We start from the raw sequence: 23,569 nt of genomic DNA, 5'->3' as shown, positions 1-23,569 counted from the left end.
AAGGGGCCATCGAAAGTCTCTGGTTGGATAGTGGGTCAGTTCAAATTTAGTCTGCTTGGCGCCATAAGGCGACATCACGACTTGCTCGGGTGGCAGCGGGTCGCTCGTTGGAGGCCCTAGCCAGAAGCGTCTGAGCCGCCCTGCTGCACCAACTCGAGGGTGATGCCCTCGGGACCCTCGAACAGCCGCAGCTTTCGGTTGATGTAATCCATCTCGTCGCTCAGCATGGTTACGCCGTTGGCCACGAGGTGCGCGGTAGCCGCCTCGATGTCGTCGACGCGGAACGCGAGGTGGTTGTAGCCCCGTTGCCGCAGATTCGTCGGGTGCGCACCCGGATCGGTCCCTGGGGTCGGGTCGAACTCGAGCAGCTGGATCTCGAAACGAGGATCCGCTCCCTCGAGTGCGAGGGTGATGTGCAGCGCTTTCATGCCCGGCATGCCCATGTACCGGGCGGGAAGGCCGCCGTCGATCGTCGCGACGTGCTCCTTCCGGAAGCCGAGGAGCGCGAAGAACTCGATCGCCGGGCCAGCATCGGCCACCGCGATAGTAACATGATCCGGATTGAGGAACATCTCACTCCCTCTCACCTCCGCCGAGTAAGCTGCCGGCAACTGGTCCTCCCACTCTTGCAAGACTACCATCTCACTCCTTCGCACGGTAGAGGGGTGGCCCGCGGCGAATTCTGTTTTGGGTCAAAAGCAGCCGTTCGAGTGGCCACGTCCGCTGGCTCTCCTTCTCCGACAGGTGCACCCTTGCCATGTCGGGCGCTTGCTATAATGTGCCGCCACGAGCGGTTTCCGGTCGGCCGCCGCGCGAATCACCCACACCCAGAGCTTAGATCATGTCGGGCGAGCAGGCGAAGAGTATTGACCTGAGCGCCCGGCAAAGGCGCGTTCTGTTCCGCTCGTGGCATCGCGGCATGCGGGAGGTCGATCTTTTGCTTGGCCGTTTCGCCAATGCCGAGATCGGCAATCTTTCGGATGACGAACTTGACGCCTACGAAACCTTGCTCGATGCGCAGGACCGCGACATTTTTGGCTGGCTGACCGGCGAGGAGGACCCTCCAAGCCCTTATGATACGCCGGTCTTGCAAAAAATCCGGGATTTCCATAGCCATACCGGTCCACTCTATATGTGACTCCGGCGGCCGTCCCGGCGCCTCACAAAGCTTTCGAGTTGACCCTATCGTGATTGATCTTAAACGCGTCGCGGCCGAGCTTGCCAAAGGCGGCTCGCTGACACTGTCTTCCGTAGCCGATGGTTTTGATGCCTTTTGCGCCGCCGATGTGACGCGCGCGCTCGCACGGGCGGCGGAAAGCCGCGCCGTCGTGCTTGTCCATGTCGCGCGCGACAGCCAGCGCGCCCGGGCATTTGGCGAGGCGCTTGGCTTTGCGGCCCCCGATATCGAACTTTTGGATTTTCCGTCCTGGGATTGCCAGCCCTATGACCGGGTGTCACCCAATGCCGCCATTTCGGCGCGGCGGATTCTTGTCCTCTCGCGGCTGGCCAAATCGCGCACATCGCTGGAACGGCCGCGCATCCTTTCGACAACCGTCAACGCTTTGCTGCAAAAAGTGCCGCCGCTCGCGACCATCACCAGCGACACATTTTCGGCGGCGCCGGGCAATATCGTCGATATGGACGCACTGGTGCAGTGGCTGGAGTCCAATGGCTTTGCGCGGGCCTCAAGCGTGCGCGATACCGGTGAATACGCGGTGCGCGGCGGCATCCTCGATCTGTTCGCGCCCGGCATGCCGCAGCCGGTGCGGCTCGATTTTTTCGGCGACACGCTCGAATCGATCCGCGCGTTCGATCCCGAAACGCAGCGCACGACCGGCCAGCTTCGCGCCCTCGATCTCGTGCCCATGAGCGAGGTGCAACTTCGGACCGCGACGATCAGCCGTTTCCGGCAAGCCTATGTTACACATTTCGGCGCGCAGACACGCGGCGATGTGCTCTATGAAGCTGTCAGCGAAGGCCGCCGTCCGCAAGGTGTCGAACATTGGCTGCCGCTGTTTTACGAAAAGCTCGATACGCTGTTCGAGTATTGCGCCGGTGCCCCGTTGATTTTCGATCCGCTTGCCAGCGAGGCAGCGAGCGAGCGGCTGGCGCAGATCGAGGATTATTACGGCGCCCGCAAAAGCGCGCATGATGCCGATCCCGCTCACTCGACCTATAAGCCGCTGCCGCCGAGCGCACTCTATCTCACGGAGGCCGAATGGAAGGCGCGCCGCGATGCCGCAAGCCGCATCGCGGTGACGCCCTTTGCACAGCCGGAAGGCGCGAAAGGCCTCATCATCGATTGCGGCTCAAAGCCCGGACGCGGCTTTGCCACCGAGCGCGCCAATCCCGCCGCCAATGTGTTTTCGGCGGCCATCGATCATATCCGGGCTCTGCAAACAAACGGTAAGCGGGCGATCCTCGCCGCCTGGTCGGATGGCTCGCGCGAGCGGCTTGGCCATGTGCTCACTGACCACGGACTTGCGGGCGCGGCACCCATCTCGTCGCTCGCGCAAGCTTTGGCGCTTCCGCAAAACACGCTCGCCTTGGCGGTGATCGGCATCGAGCAAGGGTTTGAGGCGCAAAATCTCGCGCTCGTCGCCGAGCAGGATATTTTGGGCGACCGGCTGCTCGGTGGCCGCCGCAAAGCGGCACGCCGCGCTCAGGATTTTTTGAGCGAAGTCAGCGCGCTCGCTGCCGGTGATATTGTCGTCCATATCGATCACGGAATTGGCCGCTTCGCAGGGCTGAAGGCGATCGAGGCCGACGGTGCTCCGCATGATTGCTTGGAGCTGCATTATGCCGATGGCGACAAACTGTTTCTGCCCGTCGAAAACCTCGAGCTTTTGTCGCGCTATGGCTCGGAAGATACCGCCGTCGAACTTGACAAACTCGGCGGCGTCGCCTGGCAGAAGCGCAGGGCGAAAATGCGCAAGCGCATTCTCGAAATGGCGGCGGGGCTCATCAAAATCGCCGCCGCACGGCAAGTCAAAGCCGCGCCAAAACTGGTGCCGCCGGACGGTCTTTACGCCGAATTTTGCGCCGGCTTTCCTTATGACGAGACCGATGACCAGCAAGCTGCAATCGACGCGGTGCTAGAAGATATGGCGTCCGGGCGGCCGATGGACCGGCTTGTCTGCGGCGATGTCGGCTTCGGTAAGACTGAGGTTGCGCTGCGCGCGGCCTTCGCGGCTTCGATCGAAGGCAAGCAAGTGGCGGTGGTCGTGCCGACGACACTTCTCGCCCGCCAGCATCATAAGAATTTCGCCACGCGTTTCGCGCATCTGCCGGTCAAAGTCGCGCAAATGTCGCGGATGGTTGCCGCCGCCGATCTCAAGGCCGCAAAGCTCGGTGCCGCATCCGGCGAGATCGATATTGTCATTGGCACTCATGCGGTGCTTGGCAAAGGCGCGAGTTTTAAAGATCTCGGTCTTGTCGTCATCGACGAGGAGCAGCATTTCGGCGTCAAGCATAAGGAGCGCTTGAAGGAGCTGCGCGCCGAAGTGCATGTTTTGACCCTATCGGCAACGCCCATCCCGCGCACCTTGCAGCTGGCTCTGACGGGGGTTCGCGAGCTTTCGATCATCGCGACGCCGCCCGTTGACCGCCTGGCGGTGCGCACCTCGATCTCGCCATTCGACGATATGCTGGTGCGCGAGGCGCTGCTGCGCGAACGCTATCGCGGCGGCCAGAGCTTTTATGTGTGTCCGCGCATCGACGATATCGAGGAGGCAAGCGCCTTCCTCCGGCAAAAGGTTCCCGAAGTCCGATTTGTCGTCGCGCATGGCCAGTTGGCGGCGACCGAACTCGAGGCGAGGATGGCGGCCTTTTACGACGGCCAATATGATGTGCTGCTGTCGACCGCAATCGTTGAATCCGGCCTTGATATTCCGACCGCCAATACGCTCATCGTGCATCGCGCCGATATGTTCGGTCTCGGCCAGCTCTATCAATTGCGCGGCCGCGTCGGGCGTTCGAAAGTCCGCGCCTATGCGCTCTTCACGGTTCCCGCCAATCGCAGCATGACGCCGCAAGCCGAACGGCGGCTGAAAGTCTTGCAGTCTCTGGACACACTCGGCGCTGGCTTTGAACTGGCGAGCCACGACCTCGACATTCGCGGCGCCGGAAACCTGCTGGGCGATGAACAGTCCGGTCATATCAAGGAGATTGGCTATGAACTGTATCAAGACATGTTACGCGAGGCCGTCGAAGCATTAAAGGCGGGCATCGAGGAACCGGCCGAGGAGGCCTGGTCGCCCTCGATTACGCTGGGCATGCCGGTGACGATTCCCGAGGACTATGTCAGCGATCTGCATTTGCGCCTCAGCCTCTACCGCCGGCTCTCGGCACTGCAGACGGATGAAGAAATCGAGAGTTTCGCGGCGGAGATGATCGACCGTTTCGGGCCGTTGCCCGCCGAAGTCGAGCAATTGATGCAGCTCGTCGCGATCAAGGCTTTGTGCCGGCGAGCGCATATCGAGAAAGTCGAGGCGGGACCGAAGGGGGTCATTGTTGCGTTCCGCGACAATTCCTTCGCCAACCCGCCAGGCTTGGTGCGCTTTATCGCCGAACAAGGCACCTTCGCGAAGGTGCGCCCGGACATGAAAGTCGTGTTTATCCGCGAATTCGAGACACCCGCCGAGAAGCTGGAAGGGACAAAGCAAATCTTGCGCACGCTTGCCGCCATCGCGGTGAAAAAGGCGGCGTGACCCGAAGGCCCTCAACAAACGGCGCTTCCATGCTATATAAGCATCATCGACCGTGGCTGGAGCCGCGCTTATTTTGGAGAAGCTTATGGCCAACCCGCAATTCGCAGTCTTGTCGCTGACGGAAGCTGCCGCCGAGCGGGCGCGCAAACTCATCGAGACCGCGGGGCGGCCGGTCGCGGGGCTGCGGGTCGGCGTCAAGAAGGGTGGCTGCGCCGGCATGAGCTACACGATGGATCTCGCCGAGGAAGTCCAGGCCGCTGACCAAATCATCGAGGACCAGGGTGTAAAAATCCTAATCGCGCCGCAGGACTTGATGTTTCTGCTTGGCACCAAGCTGGATTTCGAGACGACGCCTTTGCAGGCGAGCTTTACCTTTCAAAATCCCAACCAGACAGGCGCTTGCGGCTGTGGCGAATCGGTTTCGATTACCCCGGCGGGCGAGGTACAGGGGGAGGCCGTTTGAGCCTCGCCTAACTATCCGGTTCGCGTGGTTTTGCCGGGTTCGGTTTTTGCCATCGGCGTTTTCAAGGGCTTAACCGTGGCGGGGCGCAAAAGAAACATGGGAATATGATCGCCCATGCCGAGCACCGGCGGACCGTCGTCTTTTTCATGATACGGGCGCGACGGGGCGGCGCGTTTTTGTTCCGCTTCGCCGGTTGGGGAAAGGTCGGCGTCTTGCCGGCGGGATGGGTGATTTGGCTTGGCAGGTGCCTCGGCGTCCGGCGGCCTCGAAGAACTCTGGCGGCCCCGCACATCGCCGCCACCTGAGCCTGTCCGCCGTGATCTCTGGGGGCGTTCGCCGCGCCGTGTCTCTTGCCGCGCCTCTTGGCGAGGTTCCTCGATGGGAACGTTGGCGAGGCTTTCGCCGTCGAGCCAATCGATCTTGCGGGCGATCAGCCGTTCGATTTCGGCGACGTATTTCTGATCGGCGGGGGTGACGATGGAAAGCGCGACACCGGTTTTGCCAGCGCGACCAGTGCGGCCAATCCGGTGGACGTAATCCTCGGCGTGGCTCGGGACGTCGAAGTTGAACACATGGCTGACGTCCGGAATATCGAGCCCGCGCGCCGCGACGTCCGAGCAAACGATGAGTTCGACACCGCCGCTCTTGAACGCATCGAGCGAGGCCGTTCTGGCGCGCTGATCCATGTCGCCATGTAGCACACCGGCATTGAACCCATGTTTCTGCAGCGATTTATGGAGGATCGCCACATCCCGCTTGCGGTTGCAGAAAATGATCGCGTTTTTGAAATCGGCGGCACCACGAATGAGGCGCCGCAAGGTTTCCCGCTTGGCGGAACCGCTTTCCGATGCCACCAAGCCTTGCGATATGGTGATGGCCGTCGAAGCCGCGCGAGCCACTTCGATGCGCACCGGATTGTGCAGGAAAGCCTCGGTAAGTCTGGTGATCTCCGGCGGCATGGTGGCGGAGAAAAACAGGGTCTGGCGGGTGAAAGGCACAAGCTTGCAGATGCGCTCGATATCCGGAATGAACCCCATGTCGAGCATCCGGTCGGCTTCATCGATGACGAGAATTTCGATTGCGGTCAGGAGCAGCTTGCCGCGTTCGGCAAAATCCAAAAGGCGGCCGGGCGTCGCGATCAAGACGTCGGCGCCCCGCATGATCTTGGTTTCCTGGTCCCCGAAGGAAACGCCGCCAATGAGCAATGCGACGTTGAGCTTATGGTTAATCCCGTAGCGAGCGAAACTTTCCTCGACTTGCGCGGCAAGTTCGCGGGTCGGCTCCAGGATCAAGGTGCGCGGCATCCTCGCTCTGGCGCGGCCTTTCTCCAAACGTGACAGCATGGGAAGGGTGAAGGCTGCGGTCTTGCCGGTGCCGGTCTGGGCAATCCCGAGCACGTCGCGTCCGGCGAGGACCTGCGGAATCGCTTCCGCCTGAATGGGGGTTGGCGTGAGATATCCAGAGGCCTCGACGGCCTGGAGAACTTTCTCGCTGAGACCGAGCTTGTTAAATGTCATTCCGTTCCCAAAATGGGCCATTGGCGAACCGGCACGGCATCTGGTCGGTGCCGGCCGCGGGGCGACGAAGGGCGAGGTTTCGCCTTACAACTGGAAAATCCGCAAAATCCGCAAAGAATTTTCGCGCGAACGAACATCGCGGCACGAAGTTCAACTGGCCGGATCGAACGGGTTCTGAACAGGCCCGCTGAAATAGGCGGACAATAATTCAGGCGATGGGCTATTCCCCTATCGCTTATTTTCTTTTAACGCAACGAACTTATAAAATTCACGTTGGGAGCGCCGCGTAAACGCCTCTCTGTGCGATGAATTGCCGCGCTTGCTGCGTTTCCTTTTACCCTTTTCAGTTCGTGGCAAGCCGGTGATTGGGTTTAGCCGGCGGCGCCGCCAATTTCATGAGTCCGAAAATCGTGCCGAGCGTTCCGAGATAAACAATGAGCTGAAGTTGCGTCGGCCTCCCGGTATAGCCAAGCAGCGTATGCAGGATGCGGCCAGCAATACTATTGTCGGCCAGCCACGCGGTCGAATTCCAGACGACCCCTCCGAGCGCCGTGGCAATATCAGCTTGCTCCAGAAAAGCTACGCTTTGCGCCGCCATCCCCGCTGCCATGAAAGCAATCAAAATCCCCGTCACCCGAAACAAATGCCGCGGCGGGATGATCGCAAGCCCGCCATATGCCAGCGCACTGATCCCGGCACCGAGCAGCAAACCGAGGACGCCGCCGAGCAACAGACTCAATCCCGATTCATTGCTCGAAATGACGACCCCGTAAAGAAACAGAACGACTTCCGACCCCTCGCGGAGAACGGCCAAGGCGACAACAGCGGCAAGCGCGCCGAGGGACCGGGCCCCGCTTGTCACTTCGCGGCCCAAACGGCGCAGATCTTCACTCATCTGACGGCCATGCCGCGCCATCCAGATGTTGTGCCAGGCCAGCATCAACACGGCGAGACCGAGCACCGCAGCATTGAAGACCTCCTGACCAACCCCCTCAAGCGCGTTCGACAACGCACCGGCGAAACCCGCGACGAGGACCGCCCCGAGGATTCCAGCAGCAATACCACCGCCAATATAAAGAGTTCTTTGGGGCACGCCCTTTGTGATGGCGAGCACGATCCCAATGATCAAGCCAGCTTCGATCGCCTCACGCAGGACAATGATCAGGGCGCCCGCCACGCAAAACCTCCATGCCACCGGACTGCTTCCGGGATTGGCTCAGCCGCCAAGCTTGGCCGATGCTTGCTTCAGCGCAGCGTCCGCGCGGTGGCAGCCTGTGGGTGGCAAATCAACCTCATCTTCGCAACGCAGTACATCACAATAGCACGCCGATCAATTCATTTACTGCTTGTTAGAACCGTTAAAAACTATAATTTCGCCAGCTTAACTTGCGCCATTATTCTGCGCAGCTCAATTTTAAGCTGGCCATCTTGTTCTTTTGTATTTTGCTGGAATGATGTACTGCTATTTACTGTGTGGAACGTCGCTGAAAGCTTTCACCAAATAAGAGTATGCCCCGCTCGTTCAGGAAGGGGTTGGCCGGTCTTACCAAATGAAAAAAACCATACGCGTCAAGCGGATCTATGACCCGCCCGATCCTTCGGACGGCACGCGAATTTTGGTTGATCGGCTTTGGCCGCGGGGTATTGCGCGGGACAAGGCGCACCTCGATGCCTGGCTCAAAGATGCCGCGCCAAGCGATGCTTTACGGCGCTGGTATTCGCATGCCCCCGAAAAATGGCCCGAATTCCGTTCCCGGTATCTCGTCGAATTACAGCAAAATCCAGCTGTCGCTGAGCTGCGAGAGCATATTGACAAAGCTAAGACAGTGACTTTGCTTTTCGCGGCAAAGGATGACGCGCGCAACAATGCCGTTGTTTTGCACACGTTCCTGGAGGGCGGCACGGCGGGAAAAAAGGACTAACTTCTTTCCCGCAAGGCGGCCCAGAACCGGCGCCGGTCCGAGCGGCGCAAAACATCGAACGGGATCGTGCGATCAATCTTTTCCGCGTCGAGCACGCGCACGAGATCATCCGCCCCAGTGATCGGAACTCCCTCGACGGCAAGCAAAATATCGCCAGTGAGGAGGCCCGCGTGATCGGCAGGGCTTCCCGCCTCGACCGCGCTCACCACCGCTCCCATTTTTTGCATGAGACCAAGCCGCAGCGCGATCCGGCGCGGCAGCGGAACCGTCCCGGCGCCAATGCCAAGGTAAGCGCGGCGGACTCTTCCATGCGCCACGAGTTGTCCGAGCACGAAACTCGCGGTGTTGGCGGCGACTGCGAAGCAAATGCCTTGCGCGCCGGAGATAATCGCGGTGTTGATGCCAATGACATCTCCTTGCGTGGAGACAAGCGGGCCGCCGGAATTCCCTGGATTAAGTGCGGCATCGGTTTGAATGACGTCCTCGATCAAACGGCCGTTTTTTGACCGCAAGGAACGTCCGAGCGCCGAGATGACCCCGGCCGTCACGCTGGCGTCGAAGCCCAGGGGATTGCCGATCGCGATGGCGATTTCCCCAGGCTTCAGCTTTTTCGAATTGCCGAGTCTTGCCGCGGGCAGCGTTGCATTTTCATCAATGCGCACGAGAGCAAGATCGGTATCAGGATCATCACCAAGGACGCGGGCCGAAAACCCCCGTCCGTCTAGCATCGTGACATCGGCGCGTTTGGCACCCTGCACCACATGGCTGTTGGTGAGAATGAGCCCGTCCGGGGATAGGATAACGCCGGACCCCGATCCGCCGCGCCTACGCCCGCCATGCCGGATATCGAGCCGCACGACGCTGGGCGAGACCTGCTCGACGGCGTTTGTTACCACCCTCGAATAGGCGTCGAGGAGCGTCGAGCTATCGTTCGCGGGGTCGTCAAGTGCATCATCGCGTGGATCGCCCGTCCCGGAAATGACAGTTGCGGTGGCGCCCAAGCCCTCCGGCGGTGCATCATCCACGAGTGAAAGGAATGAATCGCCCGGTCCAAAACTAAATGCGTCCATGCCGGGTATATGGGACCGGCCGCGAGGTATTTAAGGGCCGCGCGGAAGCACACCTCGACCGGGGATAGAAAAAAACTGAACCCGCGCCCCGGCGGGTTCAGCATACTCACCTAATCGCCAGCCTTACCAGCAACGCCTAACCCAATGGCCGCCGTATGGCCCATTTACCCAAACACGCCGGCATCCGCCACCCCAACCGCCGCCATGCCAGCCACCCCCATGCCAACCACCGCCGTGCCATCCACCACCATGCCAGCCGCCACCATGCCAGCCGCCATGATGCCAGCCACCGTGATGCCCACCGTGCCAGCCGCCATGATGGCCGCCATGGTGCCAGCCTCCGTGATGCCCCCCATGGTGGCCGCCATGGTGACCGCCGCCGTGATGACCCCCACGAGCCGAAGCTTCGGTAGAGATGGATACCGCTGCTCCGAGGAGCATGGCGGCACAAAGGATCGAGAATTTCCGCATGAAAAAAATCTCCCTAAACCTGGCGTTATGATTCGCCAGTCAGCCAGTATGGCAATGTGTGAAAAAGCATATTTCTTTGATCCCGGCAATCAGCTGAGGACTGACGGCAGAGAGCTTACCTAATCACTCAGCCAGAGCCCCCAGGACTCGCGGATAAGTTTCCGCGGCCGGCTGATTTGACGAGCAAAATATTGTCGAGAAACTGACGGGCGCTTTTCGCCCAAGTGAAGGTTAGCGCATGCGCCCGCGCTTTCTCGCGCGGAATGTCGAGCGCGGCAATGCAGGCGGCTCGCAAATCCATGTCGAGAACGCCAGCGCCGCTCGTGCCTATCACATCAAGTGGACCTGGTACCGGCAGGGCCGCCACCGGCAAACCACACGCGAGGGCTTCGATAAGGACCATGCCGAATGTATCCGTGCGGCTCGGAAACACAAAGACATCCGCCGAGGCATAGCGGACGGCGAGCGCGTCGCTCGCCAGAGTGCCGATGAAGTGGGCGTTTGGATAGCGCGCCTGCAGGGCACGACGAGAGGGGCCGTCACCCGCGACGACTTTCGAGCCCGGCAAGTCAAGATCAAGGAAAGCCTCGACATTTTTTTCTGGTGCGAGGCGCCCGGCGTAAAGAAAAATTGGCCGCGGCAAGTCGAAGGCTGCCGCCTTTGCCGGAGTAAATTGCCGGTGGTCGACACCACGCGACCAATGCATCAAACGTTGAAACCCATGCCTGCCCAGGTCGTCGGCCAGCGATGGGGTGGAGACCATTACACCGGAGCCGGCGTTGTGAAACCGGCGCAGCAAGGCATAGGTGAGGGCTTCCGGAATTTTGGTCCGTGCCGCAATATATTCAGGAAAGCGCGTGTGAAAACTCGTGGTGAAAAGCCGTTTTGCGCGCAAGCAATAACCGCGTGTGGCAAAGCCAACCGGGCCTTCGGTGGCGATATGAAAATGATCGATCGCGGTGCCCTCAAGCCGTTTAGCCACCAACTTTCGCGTGGCCAGCGCAAGCCTGATTTCGCCATAAGTTGGCAGTGGAACCGTGGCAAACCCCTGCGGGGTTAAAAACTCGATTTCCGCACCCAACTCGCGCAAAGCCCGGGCGACCGACTCGAGCGAGCGGACAACGCCGTTGACTTGTGGCGCCCACGCGTCCGTCGCGACCAGAATCCGCATTAGGCCGCCGCCCTGGCGGCGCTCCGGTTCTTCTGGGCATTTGCCGCAAGGCTTCGCTCGTCGGCCGTCGTATCCCAATGCAGAATTTCGAGCCTGCCATCGAAATGTTCGGCGATTGCGGTGCAGGATTCGACGAAATCGCCGATATTGACATAAGTGATCCCATTGATGTCGCGGATCACCGCATGATGAATATGGCCGCATACGACACCATCAGCGTGATGACGGCGCGCCGCCTCCGCCAAGGCGACCTCGAAGGCACCAATGAAGTTCACCGCGTTCTTCACCTTGAGTTTGGCCCAAGCCGAAAGTGACCAGTAAGTAAAGCCAAGCTTTCGGCGGATTTTATTGAGCCATAGGTTCGACCACAGCGCGAATGTATAGGCGCCGTCGCCAAGAAAGGCGAGCCAGCGCGCATGCTTCACCACGATGTCGAATTGATCGCCATGGACGATGAGCAGGCGTTTTTTATCGGCAGTCGTGTGATACGCGTGGTCAGCGACTTCGACACCGCCAAAAAAAGCGCCAATATACTGGCGCGCAAATTCGTCGTGATTACCGGGAACGTAGATCATCCTTGTGCCCTTGCGCACCTTGCGCAAGAGCTTTTGAATGACATCGTTGTGGGCCTGCGGCCAATACCAACCGCTTTTAAGACGCCAGCCATCAATCATATCCCCCACGAGATAGACGGTTCCGGCATCGTTATGTTTCAGAAAATCAAGTAGAAGCTCGGCTTGACAGCCGCGCGTGCCAAGGTGAACGTCCGATAAGAAAAGAGTGCGGTAAAGGGTCGGTTCTGGTTCCAGTTCTTCACTCACCGGCATAGCCTGGTTTCCCTCAAGTCGCGGGAAGACAAATCAGATTCTTATGGCGGTTGGATGACACCTATCTCTCTCTATGCCGCAGCAACCACGTCGATTCCTGCCATGTCAGCGGAAGCTGCTACAATTGTTCGATATTTCTGCCCGGATCGGCTAGATTACCGGCCCTAGGACCATAGACAGCGAGCTAAAAACATGGGCGTCGAAGGGCGTGACAAGGTCAAGACGATGGAGGTTGGCGCCGCCGCCCTATCGAACCAGCTCGGCAAAACGGTGCAGCGGCTCCGCAAGGCCTATAATCTTTCGCTGGCCGACCTGTCCGAGCAATCGGGCGTCGCCAAATCAATCATCAGCCAAATCGAGCGCAACGAGACCAATCCGACGCTCGCCACCATCTGGCGTCTCTCACAAGCTCTCGATGTCTCGATCGAACGGGTGCTACAATCGGCCGACGACGGACCTTTCTTGGAAAAATCCTCGCGCGGCGACACCCCCTTGCTTGTCTCGCAGGACGGCAAATGCCGCCTCGCCATCATTGGCTGGATCAAAACAGTGGAATGGCTGCAATGGTATGATTTTTCGGCGGAGCCGGGTGGTGTTCTCGAGTCAGAAGCGCATCAGCTTGGCTCCGTCGAATGCTTGTCAGTAAACACGGGAGAGCTTGAGATCGAAGTGGGCGGGGCGATTGAGCACGCCAAGGCCGGCGAAACCTTACGCTATCGCAGCGACCGCCCGCACGCGATCCGCAATATGTCGCAAAAAACAGCTTCCGCGACCATGGTCTGTATTTTGAAAGCAGCGGCGATGGAATAGCGTGCCGCCTCCGATTGCGCGGATTGGTCTTCCAGGCCGCAACTATGCAGAAAGGGGGCGCCTGCGGGAATCCGCGAAACCCGTGGATCAAAGTCCCGAAAGCTTCGGTTTTTCCGGCAGACTTGGCTTCCCCGGAGACGCGACTTGGGGTGCCGCGGAAGGAGGGGGTTCTTGGTTTGCAGCTTGGTCCGGCTGGCGTGGCACGAAACTCGCCGCGGCTGTATTGGCGCTCGCAACTTCGGAACTCGTGAGACGCGCGGCGACTTCGTCACGTTTTTTCGCGGCATCGGGATCGCCAGCCGCCGCGACGATCGAGAACCAGACGTAAGATTTGACGAGGTCTTTCGGCAACCCAAGTCCGCGTGCGAGCAGGACGGCCACATTATATTGGCTGTCGCGAACACCATATTCGGCTGCCTTGCCAAACCACAGCGCCGCGCTCATGTAATTCGGCTTGCCATCGGGGCTCTCCACGGCGAGGACGCCGAGATTGTGCATGGCACGTGTGTTGCCCTTTTCAGCGGCACGCTGGTACAGACTTTTGGCGCGTTGCTTGTCCTGCGTGACGCCAAGACCCCGTTCATAAAGTGATGCGAGCCGGTACTCCGCAACCGCGAGACCTTGCTCCGCCGCCTTGCCATACCATAGCGCGGCCATTTCGTAATTCCGTTGAGACGTACTGCCTTCAGCGAAACGAGTCGCGAGTTCAAGTTCCGCCGCCGCATCCCCTGATTTGGCGTCATCGGCAAGGTTTCTCGCGGCCGCTCGCGCCGGCAGTGATCTGGCGGGAGTGATAGGGGCCGCTTGCAAGACTCCGCCGAGAGGGAAGATGGCCGCTGGGCGCGACCGCGCGGAGATATAGGCCCCATGGCTCTCGGCAAGACGATCGGCCACGATCGTGTCGCTCCCGGCGATCGGGAAGCTTGGCGCCGTAATACTAGGGGGCGTGTGATCTCCAGAGCGCCCATTTTCTTGAGGGGGAACAGCACCTTCGACAGGTGCAAGAGGGTGCGGTGCGAGAGGATCAAGCTCCGCAACGACCGTCGCTTCCGTCTTTAAAACCGAGGCACGCGGCCGGCTTGACGGCGGAGGGCTTGCCGGCGCGTCTTGTGGGATAGGTTGAGGCGCTAGCATCGTGCCGGCGGGCACTTTGTTCGCAGCCAGGCCTGCTCCCCGCTCGAACTTCTTCAGAAGCTCTGGAACAAAATCGTAAAATCGGGGATGGACAAGCGTTGCCGCGCAACCACCGAGCGCCGCAAGCACGAGAACACTCCAAAATACAAGCCGCCGCTTAGAGAGGAGCAAGCCTCCGCGAGCAGGGACTGCGCCCGGCACCCTCACGCCGCCGTTTTCTATGCTGGAAAGCGCGATGTTCGAGGTAGCAGCCGCGCTTTCAAGCTGCGCGGCTCGCGCCGCACGGCGAGCGGCGGCGATGAAGTCCGTGCGGCCTGAAGTATCCTCGCGATCATAGGAATTTTTTGGCGCCCCGTTACTCTGGCCGCTCGTTTCGCCATCGCCGCTCCGCCCAGGAAAACCAAGGCCAGGTTCAATGAGGAAATGACCTGCGTCTCCGTCGCTGTGCGACGGCACGGAGACGGCCTCGCCCGCGAAGAACGCCGGAGCGGCTTGCGGGAGCGCCGAAGCAAACGCCCCTCCCCCCTTCAAAATCATCTTCTCCTGCATGCCCTTTCCCCCCGCTCCCGGCCGGATCACGCGTGCCGCCAGCGAGCCGTCCTGGCCATGCTGGGAAAGCGAGGTGAGGATTGGCGCGAAAGGATCCGTGGAGGCGGAAACGAACATCGAATTGGAAAGGCCCTGCCCGTCCCTCGTTGCCTTTGCTATGTGATCCAAGGAGTGCTGAATATCTGCCAGGGTCGCCTGAACCCGCTGCCAAGCGTTTTCATGGAGGGTTCCCAGATTGGTGATCTCTTGCAGAACGGCTTGCGTTGTATCACTGTAAACTGCCGTTCCCGCCGTGGCGGCGCCGGACAGGCCGCTTGCAATTTTGCGCGTTTCTTCGAGCTGCGCCGAAAGGCCGCTGATCGCCCGTTCCAGCATGTCAAGCGAAGCAAAGCCTTCGCCAGCACGGTCGAGACGCCCAGCGAGCTTAGCGATTTCTCCTTCTAGGGACAGGCCTAGGCGCCGGGTTTGATCGGCATCGCAAGCTTGCTCAAACTTCGCGGTGGTGCCGGCGATCAGTTCCTTGAGTGTCTTTGTCTCATTCGCCGCGCTGGACAACCCAGCCTCAAGCCGCGCCGCGAGTTGCAGGTGCGAGGCTTCGATGCGCTGGCCAAGCGCAACAAAGACCGCGGGATCGATGCCGTCCGCCACAAACCTGTCCAGGATTCCGTCCGAACTACCGCGCCCCTTGGCCAAGGTGCGCTCCGGCCCGGCAAGACTGAGAGAAAACGAGTCCTGAACCTCCTGGCTGAGACGGCCAGATTGTTCAAACGAACCTCTCTCGCCCGCAACGGCGCCAGGATCGGCCGCACCGGCGCCATCGAAATCAGGACTACCGGTTGCTCCCCGCCAAGCCTGCAACTCGGCCTCAAGCTTGGCCAACTCAGCCTTCAGCCTGCCGTCGTTTTCGCCGGCTCCATTGCGGACTGTTGTCTCCAATTGATCCAGGTGCCGGACCAAATTCTTCCGGCCTCGATGATTAGCATCCTGCGCCGTCAACGAAAGCATATCCGCAATGGCCGAGAAAATCCCTGCGACCTCTTGCCAGCCTCCGGCCGGACCTGCATCGGGGCCTTCATGGAAGGCGTCGCCCGCGTGATCCGGGATGCTCATGTCTGAGGACCCCGCCAGTGTCTTTTGCGTAAGTGCTGGCACACGCAACCTTTCCAATACGAAAAACTGACGAATGATCTCATTTTCGCGCCATTGCCTTGCCCGGAGCGGACCATGGGACCGGTTCGGATAACCGGTTTCCATTCGTTCGGCTGACGTTTGCGTGACCCGTTTCATTCATTTCTCGACGCGTTATGCGGCAAAGACGCGGCAACCCCGAAAATTCTATGCCACGCAGCACCTTAACGCCCGCCTCGGCCCCCTCGTATCTTGTTAAGATTGTATTTTGTATATATTACACTTTATAGGTGTATCGTCCAAACTTTTTGGTACTTTGGGAATCACGATTCATGGTCGAGGGAACGGTATCGGCGATTGAGACGAACCCCCGACAGGAAACCCACGCTGTGTGCAGCTTGGCCCTCCGGGTGAAGCTGAAGACACGACCAAGGAAACGTTCCGGCTCTGCCAGCTCATAAGACGGCGGACGTCTTCAACCGATCCGGGAAATGGCGCGGGATTTTCAAATGAGCATCCGGCCCCTCCGAAATACCGCGGTCTCTTGCATCGGCACTAGGACGACGCCCATCCCCGTATGATTCCGCCAGTTGCCGGGCGCCGGCGCCATTTCCAAGACCGCGGCGAATCGGCTGCGTCTTGGCTGAGGCACAGACACGAGCCTCGCAGCCAGCGCCGGCGAAAACCAATGATCCCATGCTAAATTTTTGTCCGACGGGCGTTTGCTGGACGCCCTCCCGCCAACCATATAAGCAGCATATGCGCTGCGGGAAGAGGAGCTTGAGGATCGCCCATGCCAAGTTACAAGGCGCCCGTCGAGGACGTTTTATTCCTGCTCCGCGATGTGTTTCCGATCCAACGCTACAATAATTTGCCCGGTTTCGCCGACGCCTCGCCCGACCTCGTTGAGGCGATCCTCTCGGAGGCCGCCAGACTCTGCGAAGAGACGCTTCAGCCGCTCAATCAGCCAGGTGACCGCGCCGGCTGCGTGCGCGGCAAGGACGGCGCCGTCACAACGCCGAGCGGCTTCAAGGAAGCCTATCACGCCTTCGTCGCGGGCGGCTGGGTCGGCCTATCGGCCGATCCTGATTTTGGCGGCCAGGGACTGCCCTATACGCTCGCCGCGGTGATCAATGAATTCGCCAGTTCCGCAAATATGGCTTTCGCCATGTATCCAGGCTTGAGTCAGGGTGCCCTTGCCGCGCTGATGACACATGGGACGGACACGCAAAAAAAAATGTTCGTGCCGAAACTGATAAGCGGAGAATGGTCAGGAACAATGAACCTCACCGAGTCGCATTGCGGCACCGATCTGGGCCTCCTCAAAACCAAAGCTGTACCGGAGGCTGACGGTTCCTACGCGATTTTCGGTGAGAAAATCTTCATCTCGGCAGGCGACCATGATCTGGCCGACAACATTATTCATCTGGTGCTTGCCCGAATCGAGGGCGCGCCCGCCGGCATTAAGGGGATATCGCTGTTTGCCGTGCCCAAAATTTTGATCGAACCGGACGGTTCGTTGGGGGCCTCCAACAAAGTGACCTGCGGGGCGCTGGAACACAAGATGGGCATCCACGCCAATGCCACCTGCGTGATGAACTATGACGGCGCCAAAGGCTTTCTCGTCGGCGAGCCGCATCGTGGCTTGAATGCCATGTTCGTGATGATGAACGAGGCGCGGCTGGGCGTCGCCATACAGGGCTTGGCGATATCCGAGGTCGCCTATCAAAACGCCGCCACATACGCCAAGGAGCGCTTGCAGGGCCGCGCGCTATCCGGGCCAAAATTCCCGGAAAAACCTGCCGATCCCATCATTGTTCATCCCGATATCCGGCGCAATTTGATGACCATTCGCGCCTTCAACGAAGCGGCGCGGGCGCTGGTGATCTGGACCGCGCTCAAAAGCGATATCGCGCACAGGTCGAGCAATGAGGCCGAAATTCAGGCGGCGGCGGACTGTCTCGGTCTGCTGACGCCCGTGCTGAAAGGCGTGCTCACCGATGTGGGCTTCGATAATACGGTCAGGGCTCAGCAGATCCTCGGCGGCCACGGCTATATCGAGGAATGGGGCATGGAGCAATTTGTCCGCGACGCCCGCATCGCCATGATCTATGAAGGCGCCAACGGCATTCAGGCGCTCGATCTCGTCGGCCGCAAGCTCGCCAAAGATGGCGGCCGCGCGGTCATGGCATTTTTCGCCGAAGTCAAAACCTTTATCAAGGACAACGAGTGCGATGCCTCCCTGGCGCCCTATCTCGCTGGCCTGAAGCAGAGCCTTGCGCATCTTGAACAGGCAACGATGTGGTTCATGCAAAATGCGATGGCGAAGCCCGAGAATGCGGGCGCCGGTTCCTATGATTACATGCATCTTTTCGGGCTGGTCGCGCTTGCCTATATGTGGGCGCACATCGCCAAAGCGGCCATTGCGCTCAAACCAGCCGCCAATGGCGATGCCACCGCCCTGGACACAAAGCTGCTGCTCGCCACATATTTCATGGAACGCATCATGCCCGAGACAAGCGCCCATCTGTCCCGTATCTCAAGCGGCGCCGCGACCATGATGGCGTTAGAAGCAGAACAATTTTGACTTTCACGGGCGCCGAACGACTAAGCGCTTATACTAGGAGGAAAAGGTGCCCGACGCTTACATTTACGACCACGTCCGTACGCCGCGAGGCCGAGGCAAGCCCGACGGCGCCTTGCATGAAGTTTCGACGTTGGGGCTCGCCGCGACGGTCCTGCGCGCCCTCAAGGAACGCGGCGAACTCGATACGCATCTCGTCGATGATGTCGTCCTCGGCTGCGTCGATCCCGTCGGCGAGGCGGGCGGCGACATCGCCCGCGCGGCGGCGCTCACCGCGGACTATGGCAATCATGTCCCTGGCGTCCAGATCAACCGTTTCTGCGCCTCCGGTCTCGACGCGATCAATTTTGCCGCCGCGCAGATCATGGCGGGGCAGCACGACCTCGCCGTCGGCGGCGGCGTCGAGTCGATGAGCCGCGTCGGCATTGGCGCCTCGGGCGGCGCGTGGCCGGTCGATCCCGCCATCGCGATCAAATCCTATTTCATGCCGCAGGGAATCTCCGCCGATCTCATCGCGACGAAGTATGGATTTTCGCGCGACGACGTCGATCAATATGCAGTCACCTCGCAACAGCGCGCGGCAAAAGCCTGGAGCGAGGGCCGGTTTAAAAATGCCCTCGCGCCAGTGCGCGACATTAACGGCATTACCCTGCTCGACCGCGACGAGCACATGCGGCCGACCACCGACATGCAGGCGCTCGCATCTTTAAAACCCTCTTTCACAATGATGGGCGAACAGGGGGGGTTTGACGCGGTGGCCGTTGACGCACACCCCGAAGTGGAAAAAATCGTGCATGTCCATCACGCCGGCAATTCGTCGGGGATCGTCGATGGTGCGGCGGCGGTACTGATCGGTTCGGCAACGGCGGGCGCGGCAATGGCCCGCAAGCCGCGGGCAAAGATTCGGGCCTTCGCCAATATTGGCTCGGAACCGGCGATGATGCTCACCGGCCCGGTCGATGTCACCAAAAAGGTTTTGGCGCGTGCCGGGATGACCCTTGAAGACATCGATCTTTTCGAAGTCAATGAAGCGTTTGCCTCCGTCGTGCTGAGGTTCGCCCAGGCCTTCGACGTCGACATGGCAAAACTCAACATCAATGGCGGCGCTATCGCGATGGGCCATCCGCTGGGTGCGACTGGCGCCATGCTGCTCGGCACCGCGCTCGACGAACTAGAACGCAGCGGAAAATCCACGGCGCTCATCACCCTCTGCATCGGCGCAGGCATGGGCACCGCCACAATTATCGAACGTGTATAACCACCAACGGCTAACTTTCTCACAGCGGACAACGCTTCATGTTGCTTGGTAAACCCTACGCGGCGGCATCCCTGCCAGAAACAAAATATCAAGAAAACCCGGAAAGGTTTCGCTTTACGACGGATTGGTTTTGCGGAAACGAAAAACACTTTAGCAGATATCTCACGCACCTCGTGGACATGCCGTGCCAGATTTTGGAAATTGGCAGCTACGAAGGCCGTGCCACGGTTTGGCTGCTCGAAAACATCGCGACGCATCCGCAAGCGGGGATCACCTGCATCGATGTCGCGGAGCAATTGTCATTCCGGCAAAATGTCCTGGCCGCACGGTCGCCGGAAAAAGTTCACCTGCAAATCGGACTGTCTCGGCATCTGCTGCGGTCTTTCCCCTCGAACACCTTCGATTTTATTTATGTCGATGGCGGCCACGGCTCGGTTGAAGTTCTGGAAGACGCCGTGCTTTCTTTTCTTCTGCTCAAACGTTCCGGCATCATGGCTTTTGATGATTACAAATGGAAAAATCCGGCCGCTTTGGATGGACTCCCGAAACCCGCGATCAATGCGTTTCTGAGCATCTACAAACGTAAAATCACCGTCTTGATGAAGGGATATCAAGTCTGGATACGAAAAGAGGCGGATTGATTAGGGCAAGTAGCTCGCGAAGCCAATAGTGGAACGATTCTGCTTCATAGCACCATTGTCCGCTTGCGAAGAGGAAACAACGTATGGATGAAAAGCAGATAATGCTCACCAACTTCCGCTTCGAGCAAGACGCCGACGGCGTTGCCTTACTCACCTGGGATATGTCGGGCCGTTCGATGAATGTCATCACGCCCGAGGTTATCAGCGAACTCGAGACAGTCATTGATCGTGTCGCGGCCGACGCTGCGATTAGGGGCTGCGTGATCGCCTCTGGCAAGGACACATTTTCAGGCGGCGCCGATCTTTCCATGCTGCAGACGGCGGCCGATGACTATTTGAAAGCCAAACAGGACAAGGGCGAGGAAGCGGCAACAATACTCTTTTTCGAATCGTCGAGCCGCCTTTCGCGGACCTATCGCAAGCTCGAAACATGCGGCAAGCCTTTCGCGATTGCGATCAATGGCACGTGTCTTGGAGGTGCCTTTGAACTTGCGCTTGCCTGCCATTACCGGGTCATCGCCGATACCGACAAGGCGCGCGTGGGCCTTCCGGAAATCAAGGTCGGATTGTTTCCCGGCGCAGGCGGCACCCAGCGCGTCTCCCGCCTGATGCAGACCGGTGATGCGCTGCAGATGCTTTTCAAGGGCGAGCAGATCAAGCCCAAGGCGGCGAAAGCAATGAATCTCGTCCATGAAGTGGCGCCCGCAGACGAGATCGTGGCGAAAGCCAAGGCGTGGATCGTTGCGGGCGGCAAGGGCATCGCGCCGTGGGACGAGAAGGGCATCAAGCTCCCTTCTGGAAAAGTGTATTCGGCACAAGGCATGATGGTTTGGCCCGCGGCCAATGCGATCTACCGACGCGAGACGCATGACAATTATCCGGCCGCGAAAGCTATTTTGCACAGCGTCTACGAAGGGCTTCAACTGCCCTTCGATTTGGCGCTGCGCGTTGAATCGCGATGGTTCGCCAAGATACTGCGCTCACCCGAAGCAACCGTGATGATCCGCACCCTCTTCATTTCCATGGGTGAATTGAACAAGGGGGCCCGGCGTCCCGCCAATGTCCCGATAATTGCAATTAAACGTGTCGGCATCCTTGGCGCGGGATTCATGGGCGCGGGCATTGCCTATGTCACCGCGAGCGCTGGGATGGACGTCGTGCTGATCGACCAGGATCAGGCGGCGGCCGACAGGGGCAAGGAGATTTGCGCTGCATTGATTTCGGCACAAATTGTGAGGGGGCGTGCCAAGAGTGCCGACAAGGAGGCGCTTCTTTCAAGGATCAAGGCGACCGCCGACTACAGCGAGCTTGCGGGCTCCGATCTCGTGATCGAGGCCGTTTTCGAGGATCGCGCGGTCAAAGCCTCCGCGACGCAAAAGGCCCGCGCGGTTCTGGCCCCTGGTACGATCTTCGCCTCGAACACCTCGACCCTGCCGATCACCTCGCTGGCGGAAGCCTACGCCGAGCCCGAAAATTTTGTCGGGATACATTTTTTTTCGCCGGTGGAAAAAATGCTGCTTGTCGAGGTGATCCTTGGCGAGAAAACCGGTGATCGGGCCCTCGCAACCGCTTTGGACTACGTTCGCGCGATCAAAAAAACGCCGATTGTCGTTCACGATTCCCGGGGCTTTTATGCCAACCGCTGCGTCGGCAATTATATTCGCGAAGGTCATATCATGCTGATCGAGGGCGTTCCGCCCGCGATGATCGAGAATGTCGCCAAAATGGCAGGTATGCCTGTGGGACCGCTCGCCCTCAACGACGAAGTAGGGATCGATCTTGCCTTGAAAATCATCGAGGCGACAAAACGTGATTTGGGAGTGGCGGCCATTGATTCCGCCCAGGAGTGTTTGCTCACCGCGATGGTCACCGGTCATGGCCGGCATGGGCGCAAAAATGGCAAGGGCTTTTACGATTACCCCGCGCAAGGGTCCAAAACTCTGTGGCCAGGTCTCGCCGCGTTTCAACCAAAGAAGCTCGATCCGGACAGGCTCGATATCGGCGAACTCAAACAGCGGTTCCTCGTGACCCAGGCGGTGGAAGCGGCGCGGACGATCGAGGAAGGCGTCGTCACCGATCCGCGCGAGGCGGACGTCGGCTCGATCATCGGATTCGGATTCGCGCCATTCACCGGTGGTACATTGAGCTATATCGATGCGATGGGCGCCGCCAATTTCGTCGCGCTTTGCGAGAGACTCCGCGGCAAATTTGGACAGCGTTTCATGCCGCCAAAAATTCTCTTGGACTTGGCGGAAACGGGAGGGTCTTTTTACGGGCGCTTCGCTGGCCAGACAAAGCGCGCCGCATGATCCGTTGGACAGCGTCCCGGACGACCGTGGACACAAGACGCGCTGCCGACTGCGGACATCTTTTCAAAAACGCGCGGAAATGCCGGTATAGAGATTGAGATCGGGCGACGCTTTGGTGAGACCGAAGTTGCCTCCTGCATCGAGTTGCACATTGGGTGCAATCAGATAGGCCAAGCCAACATCGAAAGTGTAGACAGCGGGCGTGAAAGGATCCGTGCCGACATCTGAGAAAAATTCGATGGAGACGGTCAAGTCCTTGCTGATGAAAGATACCGCGTGGCTGAGACTGACGATGTTGACCAGATTGGCGTAATGCTGACTATCATTGGCATTTTTGAGAGCATCATATTCGATCTGCACGCCTAAGATGAAATCCTTCGGCAAATTGATCTGCATCGGCAAAGCGACGCCCCCTTCCACAACGCCGTTGCCAAGCCCGGGGGCGGCGGACGGGACTTTAACGAAAGGAACAAGTGCCATGGCGAAGGTTCCGCCATCATCTCCGACAAGATTGATTTTTGTCTTGATGATGGTGTCGCCGAAGCCGTGACCGCTCGCGATGAGCATGCCGGTCTGATTGCTGTGCGTCGCAGAATTCAGATAGCCATTGAAGACGAGCTCGAAGTCGATTGAATTCGTCAATCCGAGTTTGACCACCGGATCCGCCGTTTCAAAAATTTGCGTCCCCGCGCCAGCAAAATTGATATGCGTATAATCAAATATGTCGCTTTCGATCTGAAAGTGACCTGCATCGACCGTAAAAGGGTTGAGAATTTTGCAGGGGCGCTCCGGATCAAAAGCGCGCATGGCATCGTCTGGCGTCGGGTTGAACAGGCTATACATGCTCTTGTCGGGCGTGCTCGCCGTGTCGTCTGCACGAGCGCCTCGCGACGCCGGCAGGATTAGGAGGAGAAGAAAGGCGAAGCGAAGCGGCGAAGAGCGCATCTTCAATTCCAGGCCCAATGCGGTCACATGATGCCAGCCCGCGCTGTCCTGGCCTCGTCAT

At 59.5% G+C, this 23,569-nt stretch carries 18 protein-coding genes; 9 read left to right on the top strand and 9 right to left on the bottom strand.

Annotated features, from left to right (window positions below):
• Positions 1-116: 116 nt before the first annotated feature.
• Entirely contained in the window at positions 117-572 is a 456-nt protein-coding gene (locus QEV83_RS17340) for a VOC family protein (RefSeq protein ID WP_280128913.1), read from the bottom strand.
• Positions 573-841: 269 nt separating this feature from the next.
• On the opposite strand from QEV83_RS17340, the gene QEV83_RS17335 reads away from it, so the two are divergent.
• The 3 genes from QEV83_RS17335 (at position 842) to QEV83_RS17325 (ending at position 5,172) form a co-directional block, all read left to right on the top strand.
• The gene (locus QEV83_RS17335; protein ID WP_280128912.1) at positions 842-1,138 is read left to right on the top strand and encodes a succinate dehydrogenase assembly factor 2; all 297 of its coding nucleotides are present in this window, start codon (positions 842-844) and stop codon (positions 1,136-1,138) included.
• Positions 1,139-1,187: 49 nt separating this feature from the next.
• Positions 1,188-4,709: a transcription-repair coupling factor gene (gene mfd / locus QEV83_RS17330; protein ID WP_280128911.1), complete on the top strand. Its 3,522-nt coding sequence runs from the start codon at positions 1,188-1,190 to the stop codon at positions 4,707-4,709.
• Between the two features lie 85 nt (positions 4,710-4,794).
• Positions 4,795-5,172 (top strand): iron-sulfur cluster assembly accessory protein, encoded by a 378-nt coding sequence (locus tag QEV83_RS17325; protein WP_280128910.1) that lies wholly within the window; start codon positions 4,795-4,797, stop codon positions 5,170-5,172.
• Between the two features lie 11 nt (positions 5,173-5,183).
• On the opposite strand, the gene QEV83_RS17320 is transcribed toward QEV83_RS17325, so the two are convergent.
• Positions 5,184-6,689: a DEAD/DEAH box helicase gene (locus QEV83_RS17320; protein WP_280128909.1), complete on the bottom strand. Its 1,506-nt coding sequence runs from the start codon at positions 6,687-6,689 to the stop codon at positions 5,184-5,186.
• Between the two features lie 343 nt (positions 6,690-7,032).
• On the bottom strand, positions 7,033-7,866 hold the full coding sequence (locus QEV83_RS17315) for an FTR1 family protein (RefSeq protein ID WP_280128908.1): 834 nt from the start codon (positions 7,864-7,866) through the stop codon (positions 7,033-7,035).
• Positions 7,867-8,239: 373 nt separating this feature from the next.
• On the opposite strand from QEV83_RS17315, the gene QEV83_RS17310 reads away from it, so the two are divergent.
• Positions 8,240-8,611, top strand: coding sequence for a DUF488 family protein (locus QEV83_RS17310; RefSeq protein ID WP_280128907.1), 372 nt, complete (start codon positions 8,240-8,242; stop codon positions 8,609-8,611).
• On the opposite strand, the gene QEV83_RS17305 is transcribed toward QEV83_RS17310, so the two are convergent.
• The 4 genes from QEV83_RS17305 to QEV83_RS17290 all read right to left on the bottom strand — a co-directional run bounded on the left by QEV83_RS17305 (position 8,608) and on the right by QEV83_RS17290 (position 12,150).
• The gene (locus QEV83_RS17305; protein WP_280128906.1) at positions 8,608-9,612 is read right to left on the bottom strand and encodes a trypsin-like peptidase domain-containing protein; all 1,005 of its coding nucleotides are present in this window, start codon (positions 9,610-9,612) and stop codon (positions 8,608-8,610) included. The genes QEV83_RS17310 and QEV83_RS17305 overlap by 4 nt on opposite strands.
• 233 nt (positions 9,613-9,845) lie before the next feature.
• A complete protein-coding gene (locus QEV83_RS17300) occupies positions 9,846-10,076 on the bottom strand; it encodes a hypothetical protein (protein WP_280128905.1) in 231 nt (76 codons plus the stop codon).
• Between the two features lie 203 nt (positions 10,077-10,279).
• On the bottom strand, positions 10,280-11,323 hold the full coding sequence (locus QEV83_RS17295; RefSeq protein WP_280128904.1) for a glycosyltransferase family 1 protein: 1,044 nt from the start codon (positions 11,321-11,323) through the stop codon (positions 10,280-10,282).
• Positions 11,323-12,150 (bottom strand): UDP-2,3-diacylglucosamine diphosphatase, encoded by an 828-nt coding sequence (locus QEV83_RS17290; protein ID WP_280128903.1) that lies wholly within the window; start codon positions 12,148-12,150, stop codon positions 11,323-11,325. The genes QEV83_RS17295 and QEV83_RS17290 overlap by 1 nt, the downstream gene beginning before the upstream one ends.
• Before the next feature lie 192 nt (positions 12,151-12,342).
• Here QEV83_RS17290 and QEV83_RS17285 point away from each other — a divergent pair, with 192 nt between their 5' ends.
• Entirely contained in the window at positions 12,343-12,960 is a 618-nt protein-coding gene (locus QEV83_RS17285) for an XRE family transcriptional regulator (RefSeq protein ID WP_280128902.1), read from the top strand.
• An 87-nt stretch (positions 12,961-13,047) separates the two neighbouring features.
• Here QEV83_RS17285 and QEV83_RS17280 read toward each other — a convergent pair whose 3' ends face one another.
• A complete protein-coding gene (locus tag QEV83_RS17280; protein WP_280128901.1) occupies positions 13,048-15,753 on the bottom strand; it encodes a tetratricopeptide repeat protein in 2,706 nt (901 codons plus the stop codon).
• Positions 15,754-16,564: 811 nt separating this feature from the next.
• On the opposite strand from QEV83_RS17280, the gene QEV83_RS17275 reads away from it, so the two are divergent.
• From QEV83_RS17275 to QEV83_RS17260, 4 genes are all read left to right on the top strand, one after another.
• Positions 16,565-18,358, top strand: coding sequence for an acyl-CoA dehydrogenase C-terminal domain-containing protein (locus QEV83_RS17275; protein WP_280128900.1), 1,794 nt, complete (start codon positions 16,565-16,567; stop codon positions 18,356-18,358).
• Positions 18,359-18,404: 46 nt separating this feature from the next.
• Positions 18,405-19,613, top strand: a complete 1,209-nt coding sequence (locus QEV83_RS17270; RefSeq protein WP_280128899.1) for an acetyl-CoA C-acetyltransferase — start codon at positions 18,405-18,407, stop codon at positions 19,611-19,613.
• A gap of 38 nt (positions 19,614-19,651) precedes the next feature.
• Positions 19,652-20,254 carry a class I SAM-dependent methyltransferase gene (locus tag QEV83_RS17265; RefSeq protein ID WP_280128898.1) on the top strand — a complete coding sequence of 201 codons (603 nt, stop codon included), beginning with the start codon at positions 19,652-19,654 and terminating at the stop codon, positions 20,252-20,254.
• A gap of 83 nt (positions 20,255-20,337) precedes the next feature.
• A complete protein-coding gene (locus tag QEV83_RS17260; RefSeq protein ID WP_280128897.1) occupies positions 20,338-22,563 on the top strand; it encodes a 3-hydroxyacyl-CoA dehydrogenase NAD-binding domain-containing protein in 2,226 nt (741 codons plus the stop codon).
• 63 nt (positions 22,564-22,626) lie between these two features.
• Here the strand turns inward: QEV83_RS17260 and QEV83_RS17255 are convergent, their stop codons facing one another.
• Complete coding sequence (locus QEV83_RS17255) at positions 22,627-23,508, bottom strand: transporter (protein WP_280128896.1); 882 nt, start codon at positions 23,506-23,508, stop codon at positions 22,627-22,629.
• Positions 23,509-23,569 lie beyond the last annotated feature (61 nt).

This window comes from Methylocapsa sp. D3K7, assembly GCF_029855125.1.
Taxonomy (GTDB): Bacteria; Pseudomonadota; Alphaproteobacteria; order Rhizobiales; family Beijerinckiaceae; genus Methylocapsa.
Note: the sequence above shows the minus strand (reverse complement) of the source record. Positions and strands in the feature narration are given on the sequence as shown.

Bases quoted from the DNA above. Each gene is read 5' to 3' on its own strand.
- QEV83_RS17340 (WP_280128913.1), bottom strand. From the start codon at position 572: ATGTTCCTCAATCCGGATCATGTTACTATCGCGGTGGCCGATGCTGGC.
- QEV83_RS17335 (WP_280128912.1), top strand. From the start codon at position 842: ATGTCGGGCGAGCAGGCGAAGAGTATTGACCTGAGCGCCCGGCAAAGG.
- QEV83_RS17325 (WP_280128910.1), top strand. From the start codon at position 4,795: ATGGCCAACCCGCAATTCGCAGTCTTGTCGCTGACGGAAGCTGCCGCC.
- QEV83_RS17320 (WP_280128909.1), bottom strand. From the start codon at position 6,689: ATGACATTTAACAAGCTCGGTCTCAGCGAGAAAGTTCTCCAGGCCGTC.
- QEV83_RS17310 (WP_280128907.1), top strand. From the start codon at position 8,240: ATGAAAAAAACCATACGCGTCAAGCGGATCTATGACCCGCCCGATCCT.
- QEV83_RS17295 (WP_280128904.1), bottom strand. From the start codon at position 11,323: ATGCGGATTCTGGTCGCGACGGACGCGTGGGCGCCACAAGTCAACGGC.
- QEV83_RS17290 (WP_280128903.1), bottom strand. From the start codon at position 12,150: ATGCCGGTGAGTGAAGAACTGGAACCAGAACCGACCCTTTACCGCACT.
- QEV83_RS17285 (WP_280128902.1), top strand. From the start codon at position 12,343: ATGGGCGTCGAAGGGCGTGACAAGGTCAAGACGATGGAGGTTGGCGCC.
- QEV83_RS17280 (WP_280128901.1), bottom strand. From the start codon at position 15,753: ATGAGCATCCCGGATCACGCGGGCGACGCCTTCCATGAAGGCCCCGAT.
- QEV83_RS17275 (WP_280128900.1), top strand. From the start codon at position 16,565: ATGCCAAGTTACAAGGCGCCCGTCGAGGACGTTTTATTCCTGCTCCGC.
- QEV83_RS17265 (WP_280128898.1), top strand. From the start codon at position 19,652: ATGTTGCTTGGTAAACCCTACGCGGCGGCATCCCTGCCAGAAACAAAA.
- QEV83_RS17260 (WP_280128897.1), top strand. From the start codon at position 20,338: ATGGATGAAAAGCAGATAATGCTCACCAACTTCCGCTTCGAGCAAGAC.
- QEV83_RS17255 (WP_280128896.1), bottom strand. From the start codon at position 23,508: ATGCGCTCTTCGCCGCTTCGCTTCGCCTTTCTTCTCCTCCTAATCCTG.